This is a genomic window from Inquilinus limosus MP06 (assembly GCF_000767795.1).
GTDB lineage: Bacteria > Pseudomonadota > Alphaproteobacteria > DSM-16000 > Inquilinaceae > Inquilinus > Inquilinus limosus_E.
This window is the reverse complement of the sequence record NZ_JANX01000133.1, coordinates 1-12,550: the sequence shown is the minus strand read 5'-3', so window position 1 is coordinate 12,550 and position 12,550 is coordinate 1. Positions and strand designations below refer to the sequence as shown.

The 12,550-nt window shown below is 68.9% G+C and carries 9 protein-coding genes; 5 read left to right on the top strand and 4 right to left on the bottom strand.

Annotated features, from left to right (window positions below; translation table 11 throughout):
- Window positions 1–157: 157 nt before the first annotated feature.
- The 3 genes from P409_RS41220 to P409_RS12945 form a co-directional block, all read right to left on the bottom strand.
- Window positions 158–2,188 (bottom strand): beta strand repeat-containing protein, encoded by a 2,031-nt coding sequence (locus P409_RS41220; protein WP_081991475.1) that lies wholly within the window; start codon window positions 2,186–2,188, stop codon window positions 158–160.
- Window positions 2,189–2,674: 486 nt separating this feature from the next.
- The gene (locus P409_RS12950; RefSeq protein ID WP_034836757.1) at window positions 2,675–3,136 is read right to left on the bottom strand and encodes an OsmC family protein; all 462 of its coding nucleotides are present in this window, start codon (window positions 3,134–3,136) and stop codon (window positions 2,675–2,677) included.
- On the bottom strand, window positions 3,133–3,750 hold the full coding sequence (locus P409_RS12945; RefSeq protein ID WP_034836755.1) for a GntR family transcriptional regulator: 618 nt from the start codon (window positions 3,748–3,750) through the stop codon (window positions 3,133–3,135). Before P409_RS12945 ends, P409_RS12950 begins: the two co-directional genes overlap by 4 nt.
- A gap of 148 nt (window positions 3,751–3,898) precedes the next feature.
- On the opposite strand from P409_RS12945, the gene P409_RS12940 reads away from it, so the two are divergent.
- The 3 genes from P409_RS12940 (at window position 3,899) to P409_RS12930 (ending at window position 7,940) form a co-directional block, all read left to right on the top strand.
- Window positions 3,899–5,353 carry a phospholipase D-like domain-containing protein gene (locus P409_RS12940; RefSeq protein WP_034836753.1) on the top strand — a complete coding sequence of 485 codons (1,455 nt, stop codon included), beginning with the start codon at window positions 3,899–3,901 and terminating at the stop codon, window positions 5,351–5,353.
- A 266-nt stretch (window positions 5,354–5,619) separates the two neighbouring features.
- The gene (locus P409_RS12935; protein WP_034836751.1) at window positions 5,620–6,207 is read left to right on the top strand and encodes a DUF2585 domain-containing protein; all 588 of its coding nucleotides are present in this window, start codon (window positions 5,620–5,622) and stop codon (window positions 6,205–6,207) included.
- A gap of 14 nt (window positions 6,208–6,221) precedes the next feature.
- A complete protein-coding gene (locus P409_RS12930; protein WP_034836749.1) occupies window positions 6,222–7,940 on the top strand; it encodes an ABC transporter ATP-binding protein in 1,719 nt (572 codons plus the stop codon).
- A gap of 124 nt (window positions 7,941–8,064) precedes the next feature.
- On the opposite strand, the gene P409_RS12925 is transcribed toward P409_RS12930, so the two are convergent.
- Window positions 8,065–8,964, bottom strand: a complete 900-nt coding sequence (locus P409_RS12925; protein WP_034836747.1) for an alpha/beta fold hydrolase — start codon at window positions 8,962–8,964, stop codon at window positions 8,065–8,067.
- Between the two features lie 155 nt (window positions 8,965–9,119).
- Here P409_RS12925 and P409_RS41215 point away from each other — a divergent pair, with 155 nt between their 5' ends.
- Window positions 9,120–10,823, top strand: coding sequence for a calcium-binding protein (locus P409_RS41215; RefSeq protein ID WP_052120527.1), 1,704 nt, complete (start codon window positions 9,120–9,122; stop codon window positions 10,821–10,823).
- Window positions 10,824–11,005: 182 nt separating this feature from the next.
- Window positions 11,006–12,529 (top strand): calcium-binding protein, encoded by a 1,524-nt coding sequence (locus P409_RS12915; protein WP_052120525.1) that lies wholly within the window; start codon window positions 11,006–11,008, stop codon window positions 12,527–12,529.
- Window positions 12,530–12,550 lie beyond the last annotated feature (21 nt).

Below are 12,550 nucleotides of genomic sequence, written 5' to 3'. Positions count from 1 at the left end.
ATGAGCCGCGCCCGGACCGGGCGGCGCGGGTGGAGAACCGCCTCGCCCGCTTCCGCCAGGCCACCGAGGAGGCGCGGCGGCGGGCGGCGGAGAGCGCGGGATAAAAAAGGGCCGCCCCGAAGGGCGGCCTCCGAACACGCGATGCTTTCTGGTCCGCTTACAGCACGAAGTCGCCGGCGGTGAAGGTGATCGAGCCCGCGGCGCTGATGATCAGATCCGCATGACCGTCGCCATTGACGTCGCCCTCGATCAGGGTGCCGGCCGCGGTGATCTCGAACCGCAGCTGCCCCGCCACGTTGCTGAAGGCGGACGAGCCGATGAAGCTGAAGGCCTGGTTACCGGCAGTGCCGGTGTTCGCGTCGATCCCCAACAGGTCGATCTTGTCGCCCTGGTCCTGGCCGAAGTCATGGATCAGGTCGACGCCGGTGACGCTGTTGCTGTCGGAGGTCGAGGTGTAGACGAACTTGTCGGCACCGGCATCGCCGATCAGCTCATCGACGCCGCCGCCGCCGCGCAGGACATCGTCACCGGCATAGCCGCGGAGAATGTTCTTGCCGGCATCGCCGACCAGCGAGTCGTTGAACTGCGAGCCGCCGACATTCTCGATATCGATCAGCAGGTCGCCCTGGGCGTGGCCGCCGAAGCCCTGGCCGGTGGTCAGGTTCACCGTCACGCCGGCATTGCTCTCGAAGTAGTAGGCGGTGTCCCGCCCGTCGCCGCCGTTCAGGGTGTCGGCCCCGGCGCCGCCGCGCAGGTCGTCACCGCCCGCGCCGGCGTTGATGACGTCGTTGCCGGCACCGCCACGGAGGTCGTTGTAGCCGGCATTGCCGGTCAGGGTGTCGGCGAAGGCCGAGCCGATGACCTTCTCGATGCTGGTCAGGGTGTCGCCCTGCGCGTCGCCGCCGATGCCGGCGCCGGTGGACAGGTCGACATTCACCGCCGCGGACGAGGTCTCGTAGCTGGCCGTGTCGATGCCGGCGCCGCCGTTCAGCGCATCCGCCCCGGCGCCGCCGACGAGGATGTCGGCGCCGTCGCCACCGTTGAGGATGTCGTTCCCCGCAAGGCCGGACAGCGAGTTGGCCTGGAAGTCGCCGGTGATGACGTCGTTGAAGGCCGAGCCGACGACATTCTCGACATTGCTGATCGAGTCGCCGGACGCCTCGCCGCCGGTGTTGATGTTGGTGGCCAGGTTGACCGTCACCGCCGCGGCGGAGTTCGAGTAGTAGACGGTGTCGATGCCGGTGCCGCCATCGATGGTGTCGGCGCCCTGGCCGCCGATGAGGGCGTCATTGCCGCCGCCCCCGACCAGGATATCATTCCCACGGTAGCCGTTCAGGACGTTGGCGCCGTCGGCGCCGGTCAGCTTGTCGTCGAAGGTGCTGCCGGTGAGGTTCTCGATGCCGGTCAGGATGTCGCCGGAGGCATGGCCGCCGGTGTTGATGCCGGTGGCCAGATTGACGGTCACGCCGGCATTCGAGTTCGAGTAATTCGCGGTGTCGTTGCCGGTGCCGGCGTCGATCGTGTCCTTGCCGGCGCCGCCGGTGATGACGTCGTCGCCCGCGCCGCCGGTCAGCACGTTGTCCGCGGCGCTGCCGATCATCACGTCGTTGAAGCGCGAGCCGACCACGTTCTCGATGTTCAGCAGCGTGTCGCCCTCGGCATCGCCGCGGGTGCCGACGCCGTTCATCAGGTCGATGGTCACGCCGGAGCCCGACTCGCCGTAGTTCACGGTGTCGATGCCCGTGCCGCCGTCCATCCGGTCGGCCCCGGCGCCGCCGATGAGCAGGTCGTTGCCGGCGCCGCCATTGAGGGTGTCGTTGCCCGCCAAGCCGGCCAGGGTGTTGGCGGTCGCGTCGCCGGTGATGGTGTCGGCGAAGGCCGAACCGACGACGTTCTCGAAGCCGACGCTGACCAGGTCACCGGTGGCGTCACCGCCGGTGTTCAGGCTGATCAGGCCGAGCAGGCCGGGCTCGAGGCTGACCTGCACCGCCGCCGGCGAGGTCTCGTAGCTCAGCGTGTCGATGCCGTCGCCGCCGCTGATGACGTCGGCGCCGCCCTTGCCTTCGATGACGTCGTTGCCGTCACCGCCGCTCAGGACGTCGATGATGTTGCCGCCGACCAGCACGTCGTCGTCGGTGTCGTCGAGGTTGATGCCCAGCAGCCCCAGGAGTTCCAATGACAAAGCCATATTCGTTCTCCGCTATCGCGTGTTCAGTATCGGTCCCGGCGCTGCCGGCACACGGCGTCGCTCTCGACCCACGATCACAAAATCGTCGTTTACAAACAACTTAAAGGATCATGACAAGCTAGGCGACTCCTCTTGATGCAAGAAATATCGTCAAGATTTTTTATTATGATATTTCCAGATATAAGCAAAATATTTCTTGATTCAGAAATTAAATTTCACATACCGCAGAGATGGTTTCAAGGGCCTTCAAAACTGGATAAAAATTTCCCGACTAGGAGTTGTTTCGTTATCGCAGGTGAATGGAGAGCGTCTCGCTGCTCAAAAATGGTCAGGAAGTTGGAACTAAACTTCGAACCTGCCGAACTAAGTTTCTTTCTTTTGCACTTTCCGCACGAATGATATGCGCAGCACGCATATGTCCTGGACACCGGGCCTAAGGCGCCCGGGACTTCCATCCAAGCCGCGCCCGCGATCGATCCGGCGGCGTCAGCCCAGCCGGGTCTCGATCACGGTCCTCACCGAATTGGCCAGGAAGCACTGCTCATGCGCGGCGTGATGCATGGCCTCCTCCACGGCCAGTTCGGGCACCGGCCCGGCGTATACCACGCGCGGGTTCAGCACCACGCGGGTGACGGCGAGCCGGCCATCGCCGTTCTTCTCCATCACGCCCTCGGCGGTGTCGCCGTAGCGGTCGACGACGAAGCGGCGCTTGGCCGCGATCGACAGGAACGTCAGCATGTGGCAGCTCGCCAGGGCGGCGACATAGGCTTCCTCCGGATCGACCGGCTCCGCGGCCGAGAAGGGCAGCGGCACGACATGCGGCGAGGCCGAGGCCGGCACCTCGACGCCGCCGTCGAAGCGCCAGAGATGCACCCGGCTGTAGCGGCCGTCGGTGAAGACGACGTCCGGCGGGCGCTGCCACAGCACGGTGGCCTGATAGTGACTCATCGGGTGTCTCCTGGTTGCGGATCGGCCGCCATCTGCAGATGGGCGGCCAGGGCGGCGGTCGCGGCGGCGGCGTCGCCGTCGCGGCAGGCCGCCAGAATGGCGTCGTGCTGTGCCGCCATCGCGGCGCGGAAGGCGGAGCCCGGGGGCTGCAGCGCGTAGGCCCGCCTGCCCTCGCGCCGCAGCGAATCGATCAGGCGCAGCAGCCGGGCATTGCCGCAGGCGCCGTACAGGGCGGCGTGGAAGGCGACGTCCAGCGCTTCGATCGCCGCCGGATCCTCCTCCTCGGCCAGATCCTCGGCCATGCGCGCGGCGCGACGCAGGTCGCGGGGCGCCAGCCGCGGCAGGGACAGGCGCAGGGCCTCGCCCTCCACCAGGATGCGCAGGGCCGTCAGCTCCCGCCCCTCCTCCGCCGACAGGCCGGCGACGGCAAGGCTGCGGTCGGACCGGCGCACCACCAGTCCTTCGGCCAGCAGCCGGTCCAACGCCTGCCGCACCGGCTGGCGGCTGACGCCGAACCGCTCCGCCAGGCTTTCCTGGCGCAGCACGGAATCGGGTGCCAGCAGGCGGGCCTCGATCTCCTGGCGCAGCGTGTCGGCAATCGAGTTTGGATCCATGGATCCAGACTACCGCGAGAGCGGCGTCGCATCAACCCCGCCGGAGCTGGTCGACGGGTGCCGTATGACGGTTATGCTGCAGGGGTAGCCCTGCCGGGCTTGCCGGCCGCCGGTGGTGCTGGCAGGGGATGGGCGACGCATCTGGCGCATGGACGGTATGGACGCCTTCTGGACAATGTACTGGCCCGACATCGTGCTGGCGGCCAGCCTGGTGCTGGGCATCGCCGGCGCGATCCATGCGATCATGACCAAGGACGATGTCCGCGCCGCCTCCGGCTGGGTGGGCGTGATCGTGCTGAACCCGATCCTCGGCGCACTGATCTATCTGGTGCTGGGCGTCAACCGGGTGCGGCGCGCCGCCATCGCCCGCCGCCGGCGCCGGTCCGGCGCCGGGATGGACGACCGGGAGACCAGCCCGGCGGTGGACGTGGCGGCGGCCTCGGCACCGCAATTCGCCTCGCTGCAACGGCTCGGCGACAAGGTCTCGCCCTTCCCGGTGACCGGCGGCAACCAGCTGCGGCTGCTGCGCGGCGGCGACGAGGCCTATCCGGCGATGCTGGAGGCGATCCGCGGCGCCCGGTCCTCGATCGCGCTGCAGAGCTACATCTTCGACAACGACCCGGTCGGGCAGGAGATCGCCGGAGCGCTGATCGACGCCGCGCGGCGCGGGGTCGAGGTGCGGGTGTTGATCGACGCCATCGGCGCGCGCTACTCGCGGCCGCAGATCGTCGGCGTGCTGCGCGAGGGCGGCGTCACCACGGCCCGCTTCAACGGCAATGTCATCGGCCTGCGGCTGCCCTATGCCAATCTCCGCTGCCACCGCAAGCTGCTGGTGGTGGACGGCGAGACCGCCTTCACCGGCGGCATGAACATCCGGGCCCAGTTCGCCAGCGCCTTTGTCGACGGGCCGCCGGCCCGCGACACCCACGCCCGGATCTGCGGCCCGATGGTGCAGAGCCTGCTGGCCACCTTCGTCCAGGACTGGCGCTTCACCACCGGGCGCCGGCTGCACGGCAAGGCCTGGGAATCGGTGCCGCAGCCGCAGCCCGCGCCGACGGTGCTGGCCCGGGCAGTGCTGTCCGGGCCCGACCACACCCTGGGCTCGAACCACAGCCTGGTGATGGGCGCGATCGCCGTGGCCCAGCGCTCGATCCTGATCTGCTCGCCCTATTTCCTGCCTGACCTGCCGCTGACCAGCGCCCTGGCCATCGCCGCCCAGCGGGGCGTCGAGGTCGACATCGTCATCCCCAGCCAGAACAATCTGGCGCTGGTCGATGCTGCGATGACGGCGCAGCTGGACCAGGTGCTGCGGCCCGGCTGCCGGGTGTGGCGGACGACCGGCCCGTTCGACCATTCCAAGCTGATGGCGGTGGACGGCGCCTGGGCGCTGATCGGCTCCTCCAACCTCGATTCGCGGAGCCTGCGGCTCAATTTCGAGCTGGATGTCGAGATCTACGACCGAGATGTCGCCGGCGAAGTCGACGCCGCGATCCGCGAGCGCATGGCCTCGGCCTGGCCGGAGACGCTGGCGACGCTGCGGGCCCGGCCGTTCCTGACCCGGCTGCGCAACCGGACGGTGTGGCTGGCCTCGCCGTATCTGTGAGGCCGAAGGGCCAATGAAGAGATCGTCATCCCGTGCGCGCTGCGATGCGAAGTATCGCTGCGCAGACACGGGATCTCGGTGTCGTCCTCGAAGAGATCCCGGTTCAGCGGCGCACCACTCCGTGCTGCGCCGCGCCCGGGATGACGGATAGCGAAGAGTCGATGAAGAGCTCGTTGGCATGGTCCGGTCCGCCATGCCGAAAGCGGCGCATCGTCCCGCCGTCTGCGAATGCTTCGCAGCGCTTCGGCCGTGCTAGGACTGCGTGCATGGTGGACGGATCCTTCAAGACGGTGCGGCCGGCCGGGCGCATCACTCTTCTGCTCGGCCTCGGCCTGGTGGCGGCGACGGCGGCGATCCTGCTGGCCATGGGCCGGGTGCCGATCTGCACCTGCGGCACGGTCAAGCTGTGGGCGCCGGATGTGATGAGCGCCGACAACTCCCAGCACATCGCCGACTGGTACACGCCGTCGCACATCATCCACGGCTTCCTGTTCTTCGGGCTGACCTGGCTGTTCGCGCGGCGCCTGCCGCTCGGCGCCCGGGCGCTGATCGCGCTGGCGGTCGAATGCGCCTGGGAGATCGCGGAGAACGGCCCGATGGTGATCGACCGCTACCGCGAGGCGACCATCGCGCTGGGCTACACCGGCGACAGCGTGCTGAACTCGGTCTCCGACATCGCCTTCATGACGCTGGGCTTCGCCTTCGCCTCCCGGGCGCCGGTGTGGCTGACCGTGTTCCTGGCGGTGTTCTTCGAGCTGCTGACCGGCTGGCTGATCCGCGACAACCTGACCCTGAACGTGCTGATGCTGCTGCACCCGGTCGATGCGATCCGGGTGTGGCAGTCCGGCGGTTGACTTCGAGACGACCGATGCTGAGACGCTTCTTCGCCTATTACCGGCCGCATCGCGGGCTGTTCCTGCTCGATTTCTGCTGCGCCATCGTCTCCGGCCTGCTCGAGCTCGGCTTCCCGATCGCGGTCAAGCTGTTCGTCGACAGCCTGATGCCGAGCGGCGACTGGCCGCTGATCCTGCTGGCCGCCGCCGGCCTGCTGGTCATCTACGTCGCCAACACCGGCCTGATGGCGATCGTGACCTATTGGGGCCACATGCTCGGCATCAACATCGAGACCGAGATGCGGCGGAAGGCCTTCGACCATCTGCAGAAGCTGTCCTTCTCCTTCTTCGACAACCAGAAGACCGGCCATCTGGTCGGCCGGCTGACCAAGGACCTGGAGGAGATCGGCGAGGTCGCGCATCACGGGCCGGAGGACCTGTTCATCGCCGTGATGACCTTCATCGGCGCCTTCGCGCTGATGCTGACGGTGCATGTCGAGCTGGCGCTGATCACCGCCGCGATCGTGCCGCTGACCGCTTGGCTGACCAGCCGCTACGGCGGCCGCATGACCCGCAACTGGCAGGCTCTGTACAGCCGGGTCGGCAACTTCAACGTCCGGATCGAGGAGAATGTCGGCGGCATCCGCGTGGTTCAGGCCTTCGCCAATGAGGAACATGAGCGCCGGCTGTTCGCCGACGACAACCAGAACTACCGGCGCACCAAGCTCGACGCCTACCGGATCATGGCGGCCAGCACCTCGCTCAGCTATCTCAGCATGCGGCTGATCCAGATGACGGTGATGATCGCCGGCGCCTATTTCGTGCTGACCGGCCGGCTCAGCGAGGGCGGCTTCGTCGGCTTCCTGCTGCTGGTCAACGTGTTCTTCCGCCCGATCGACAAGATCAACTCGGTGATCGAGACCTATCCCAAGGGCATCGCCGGCTTCCGCCGCTACACCGAGCTCCTGGACACCGAGCCCGACATCGTCGACCGGCCGGGCGCGGTCGAGGTGCCGGCGCTGAAGGGCGACATCCGCTACGAGGGCGTCAGCTTCGGCTATGGCGACGGCACCCCGGTGCTGCGCGGCATCGACCTGGCCATCCGCGCCGGCGAGACCGTGGCCTTCGTCGGCCCGTCCGGCGCCGGCAAGACCACCATCTGCTCGCTGCTGCCGCGCTTCTACGAGGTCCAGGGCGGCCGCATCACCATCGACGGCATCGACATCCGCGACATGACCATGACCTCGCTGCGCCGGCAGATCGGCGTGGTGCAGCAGGACGTGTTCCTGTTCGCCGGCACGATCCGCGAGAACATCGCTTATGGCCGGCTGGGCGCGACCGAGGCCGAGATCATAGAGGCGACGCGCCGCGCCCGGCTGAACCGCGTCGTCGCCGGCCTGCCGGACGGGCTGGACACGGTGATCGGCGAGCGCGGGGTGAAGCTGTCGGGCGGACAGAAGCAGCGCCTGGCGATCGCCCGGATGTTCCTCAAGAACCCGCCAATCCTGATCCTGGACGAGGCGACCTCGGCCCTGGACACGGAGACCGAGCGGGCGATCCAGCAGTCGCTGGCCGAGCTGTCGCAGGGCCGCACCACGCTGGTGATCGCCCACCGCCTGGCCACCATCCAGGACGCCGACCGGATCGCGGTGGTCGATTCCAGCGGCATCGCCGAGCAGGGCCGGCACCGCGACCTGGTCGCCGCAGGGGGCCTGTACCGCCGGCTGCACGACGCGCAGTACGGAGGGCGGTAGCGGCCGCTCATTCCCATTCCGTCATTGCGAGGAGGCAAAGCCGACGAAGCAATCCAGGGGCCGGTTCGCACTGGCCCCTGGATGGCTTCGCTGCGCTCGCAATGACGGTTTGAGTTTGCGGGATTCAGCCGCCAGCCCACTCCCTGACCGTCAGCATCGCCTGGGCGAAGGCCTCCGGGGCCTCCTGCGGCAGGTTGTGGCCGATCCCCGGCCCGACCATGCGATGCTCGTGCCGGCCGGTGAAGTGGCCGGCGTGATCGGCGGTGCCGCCGGGCGCCATCACCCCGTCGGCGTCGCCGTCCAGCGTGACCGCCGGCACCGTGATCGGCGGCCGCGCCGCCAGCCGGCGCTCCACCTCCGCCACCGCCGGGTCGCCCTCCGCCAGGGCGTAGCGGTGGCGGTAGGACTGGATCACGACATCGACGAAATCGGGGTTGTCGAAGGACCCGGCGCTGCGATCGTACGTGGCGTCGTCGAAGCGCCATTCCGGCGACCACAGCCGCCACAGCAGGCGGCACAGCTCGCGCCGGTTGCGCTCCAGCCCCTTCCGGCCGCGCTCGCCGTGGAAATAGTACTGGTACCAGTAGCGGAACTCGGCCTCGGGCGAGGCCGGCTCGCCCGACTTGGCGATGTTCTGGATGTTGTAGCCGTTGACCGAGACCAGGCCACGCGCCCGCTGCGGCCACAGCGCTGCGACGATGCAGGCGGCCCGGCCGCCCCAGTCATAGCCGCCCAGCACCGCCGATTCGATCTTCAACGCATCCAGGAGATCCAGCAGGTCCTGCCCCAGCGCCGCCTGCTCGCCCGACCGCGGCGTGTCCGCCGAGCGGAAGCGGGTCGGGCCGTAGCCGCGCAGATACGGCACGATCACCCGGGCGCCCTGCGCGGCGAGCCGCGGCGCCACTTCGTCATAGCTGTGGATGTCGTAGGGAAACCCGTGCAGCAGCACCGCCGGCCAGCCCGACGGATCGCCGCTCTCCTCATAGGCGACGTCCAGCACCCCGGCCTCGATCCTCTTCAGCATGGCCGCGACTCCTTTGGTTGGACTCCGTCGATTGGAGCACATCCGCGCGCCGGGGTGACCCCGGTAACACCCGCCGCCCCAGGTGCCCGGCATCCTCTCCGGGTGAGACAGCGAACGGCGGCCGCCGGCCGCCCCGACACAGGGGAAACGACATCATGGCCAATCCGATCAACGGCACCAACGGCCCCGACCATCTCGAGGGCACCGACGATGCCGAGACCATCAATGCATTGGGCGGCAACGATATCGTCAACGGCAACAAGGGCGACGACATCGCCAATCTCGGCGACGGCAACGACGTATTCGGCTGGGTCCCGGGCGACGGCAGCGACACGGTCGACGGCGGCGCCGGCCTCGACACCCTTGACTTCGACGGCGCCAATGCCGACGAGAACATCCTGATCTTCGCCAATGCCGGCAAGGCGATCTTCTTCCGCGACATCGCCTCGGTCCAGATGACCCTGACCAATCTCGAGACCATCGAGTTCGAGGCGCTCGGCGGATCCGACCTGGTCACCGTCAACAGCCTGGCCGGCACGGCGGTCAAGCATGTCCAGATCGACCTGGCCGGCGTGCATGACGGCACCGCCGCCGACGGCGTGGAGGACACGGTGATCGTCAACGGAGCCGGTTTCACCAACGGTGCCCCCGTCAACGACGCGATCAAGCTGACCCAGACCGGCACCGGCGCGGATGCGACCGTGCATGTGGCCGGGCTGGCGGCGGAGACGACGATCAGCCATTTCGATCCGGGCGACCACCTGATCATCGACGGGCTCGGCGGCAACGACCGGCTCGACGCCAGCCTGCTGCCGCAGTCGATGGTCCTGGTCCTCGACGGCGGCGAGGGCAACGATACGCTGATCGGCAGCGCCGGGGCGGACCTGCTGCTCGGCGGCGCCGGCAACGATCTCGTGATCGGCGCCAAGGGCGACGACACTGCCTTCCTCGGCTCCGGGGACGACACCTTCGCCTGGGCGCCGGGCGACGGCAGCGACACCATCGAGGGCGGCCCGGGCACCGACAGCCTGGCGTTCCTGGGCGCCGGCGTGGCCGAGACGATCGACATCTCGGCCAATCACGGCCGCACCACCTTCTTCCGCGACGTCGCCGCCGTGAACATGGACATGAACGATGTCGAGCGCATCCAGTTCACCGCGCTGGGCGGCGCCGACAAGGTCACGATCCACGACCTGACCGGGACTGACACCACCCGAATCGGCATCGACCTGGCGGGGACGGCGGGCGGCACGACCGGCGACGGCGCGGTCGATTCGGTGACCGTCGAGGGCACCGCCGGCATCGACAAGATCTCGCTCTCCTCCTCCGCCGACGCGCTCGGCATCGGCGGCCTGCAGGCCTCGATCGCGATCCAGCATTCGGAGGCGGGCGACCGGCTGCTGATCAGCGCCGGCGACGGCGACGACGTGATCAACGCCGCGGCGGTCGCGGCGGGCAAGATCAGCCTGACCCTGTCGGGCGGGGCCGGGAACGACAAGCTCGTCGGCAGCGCCGGCACCGACACCTTCCTGGGCGGCGCCGGGGCCGACCGGTTCCAGTTCAACCTGGTGTCGGACAGCGTCGTCGGGCCCAAGGCCGACCGGATCGCCGATTTCAGCCATGCCCAGGGCGACAGGACCGACCTGTCGGTGATCGACGCCAACACCGGCGCGGCGGGCAACCAGGCTTTCACCTTCATCGGCACCGGCCTCTACACCCACCATGCCGGCGAGCTGCGCTTCGCCGTCAACGGAGCCGACACCACCATCGCCGGCGACGTCAATGGCGACGGCACCTCCGATTTCCACATCACGTTGACCGGGCACGTCGCCCTAACGGCGGCGGATTTCGTGCTGTAGCCCGCGAGGCCGGACGCCCGGGCTGGCCCGGGCGTCCGATGCCGGTCGACGGCATTCGCCTCGAATCCATGGTATGTTGAGGCCGTGCCGGGCCCGGTTTCCGCCGGCGACGCGATATTGGCCGTACGGCATTGATCGGGGGGCGGTCCTCCGGCCCTCCCCCTCTCGGATGGGGAATTTCCATGTCCGTCTTCACCGGCACTGACGCCGCAGAAACCATCACCCCCGCATTCGTGTCGCCCACGGTGACGGTGTCCGGGCAGCCCCGGCCCTCGGCCGAGGCCGATGTGATCTCCGCCGGCGGCGGCAACGACGTGGTTGCCGGTGATGGCGGCAATGACACGGCCCTGCTGGGGACGGGGGACGACACCTTCCTGTGGGTGCCGGGCGACGGCAGCGACACGGTCGAAGGCCAGGCCGGCACCGACACGCTCGATTTCAGCGGCTCGAACGTCGCCGAGACCATCAGCATGTCGGCCAATGGCAGCCGGGTCCTGTTCACCCGCGACGTCGGCACCATCACCCATGACCTGAACGGCATCGAGCGGATCGAATTCCACGCTTTGGGCGGGGCCGACCGGGTCACCGTCAACAACTTGGCCGGCACCGGCATGACCCGGGTGACGGTCGATCTGGAGGGTGTGCTGAACGGCGGGGCCGGCGACGGCCGGGCGGATGTGGTGACCGCCAACGGCGCCGCGGCCGCCGAGACCGTGACCCTGGCCCTGTCCGGCACGGCGGTGGTGGCGACCGGCCTCGCGGCCCAGCTCGTGGTCGATCATGCCGAGGCCTTCGACCAGCTCCTCATCAACGGCCTCGACGGCAACGACCGGATCGACGCCCGGCCGCTGGCGACGGCGCCGATGGCCCTGGCCCTCGACGGCGGCGCCGGCAACGACGCGCTCTTCGGCGGTGCCGGGGCCGATGTGCTGCTGGGCGGCGACGGTGACGACATCGTGGTCGGCGGCCGCGGCAACGACGTCGCCTTCCTGGGCGCCGGCAACGACACCTTCGCCTGGGTGCCGGGCGACGGCAGCGACACGGTGGAGGGCCAGGCCGGCACCGACGATCTGAGTGTCACCGGGAGCGCCGCCAACGAGACCTTCAACATCGCGGCCAATGGCGGGCGGGTCCTGTTCGTCCGCGACATCGGCTCCGTCACTCTCGATCTGAACGATGTCGAGCGCATCCAGCTCAAGACGCTGGCCGGCGCCGACACGGTCGCGGTGCGTGACCTGACCGGCACCGACATCACCCGGGTCGGAGTCGACCTGGCGGGGACCGATCCGGCAGCCGGCGACCGCGCGGCCGACACGGTGACCGTGGACGGCACCGCCGGCGACGACGTGGTCACCCTGGTAGCGTCGACCGCCGTCGTCGCCGTCAACGGGCTGCCGGCATCGGTCTCGATCCAGCATGCCGATGCGGCGCTGGACCGGCTGACGATCCAGGCGCAGGCCGGCAACGACGTGATCGACGCCTCGGCGCTGCCGGCCGGCCGGATCGGCCTGACCGTGCTCGGCGGCCTCGGCGCCGACGTGGTCTTCGGCAGCGCCGGCGCCGACATCGTGCGCGGCGGGGACGGCGACGACACCGCCCTGCTGGGGGCGGGGACGACCTGTTCGGCTGGGCGCCGGGCGACGACAACGACATCGTCGAAGGCCAGGCCGGCACCGACACGCTCGATTTCGCCGGCTCGAACGTGACGGAGACCGTCACCGTCTCGG

Excerpts from the sequence above, each read along its gene's own strand:
- P409_RS12915 (WP_052120525.1), top strand. The coding sequence starts at position 11,006 with ATGTCCGTCTTCACCGGCACTGACGCCGCAGAAACCATCACCCCCGCA.
- P409_RS12935 (WP_034836751.1), top strand. The coding sequence starts at position 5,620 with ATGGTGGACGGATCCTTCAAGACGGTGCGGCCGGCCGGGCGCATCACT.
- P409_RS41215 (WP_052120527.1), top strand. The coding sequence starts at position 9,120 with ATGGCCAATCCGATCAACGGCACCAACGGCCCCGACCATCTCGAGGGC.
- P409_RS12945 (WP_034836755.1), bottom strand. The coding sequence starts at position 3,750 with ATGGATCCAAACTCGATTGCCGACACGCTGCGCCAGGAGATCGAGGCC.
- P409_RS12925 (WP_034836747.1), bottom strand. The coding sequence starts at position 8,964 with ATGCTGAAGAGGATCGAGGCCGGGGTGCTGGACGTCGCCTATGAGGAG.
- P409_RS12940 (WP_034836753.1), top strand. The coding sequence starts at position 3,899 with ATGGACGGTATGGACGCCTTCTGGACAATGTACTGGCCCGACATCGTG.
- P409_RS12930 (WP_034836749.1), top strand. The coding sequence starts at position 6,222 with ATGCTGAGACGCTTCTTCGCCTATTACCGGCCGCATCGCGGGCTGTTC.
- P409_RS41220 (WP_081991475.1), bottom strand. The coding sequence starts at position 2,188 with ATGGCTTTGTCATTGGAACTCCTGGGGCTGCTGGGCATCAACCTCGAC.
- P409_RS12950 (WP_034836757.1), bottom strand. The coding sequence starts at position 3,136 with ATGAGTCACTATCAGGCCACCGTGCTGTGGCAGCGCCCGCCGGACGTC.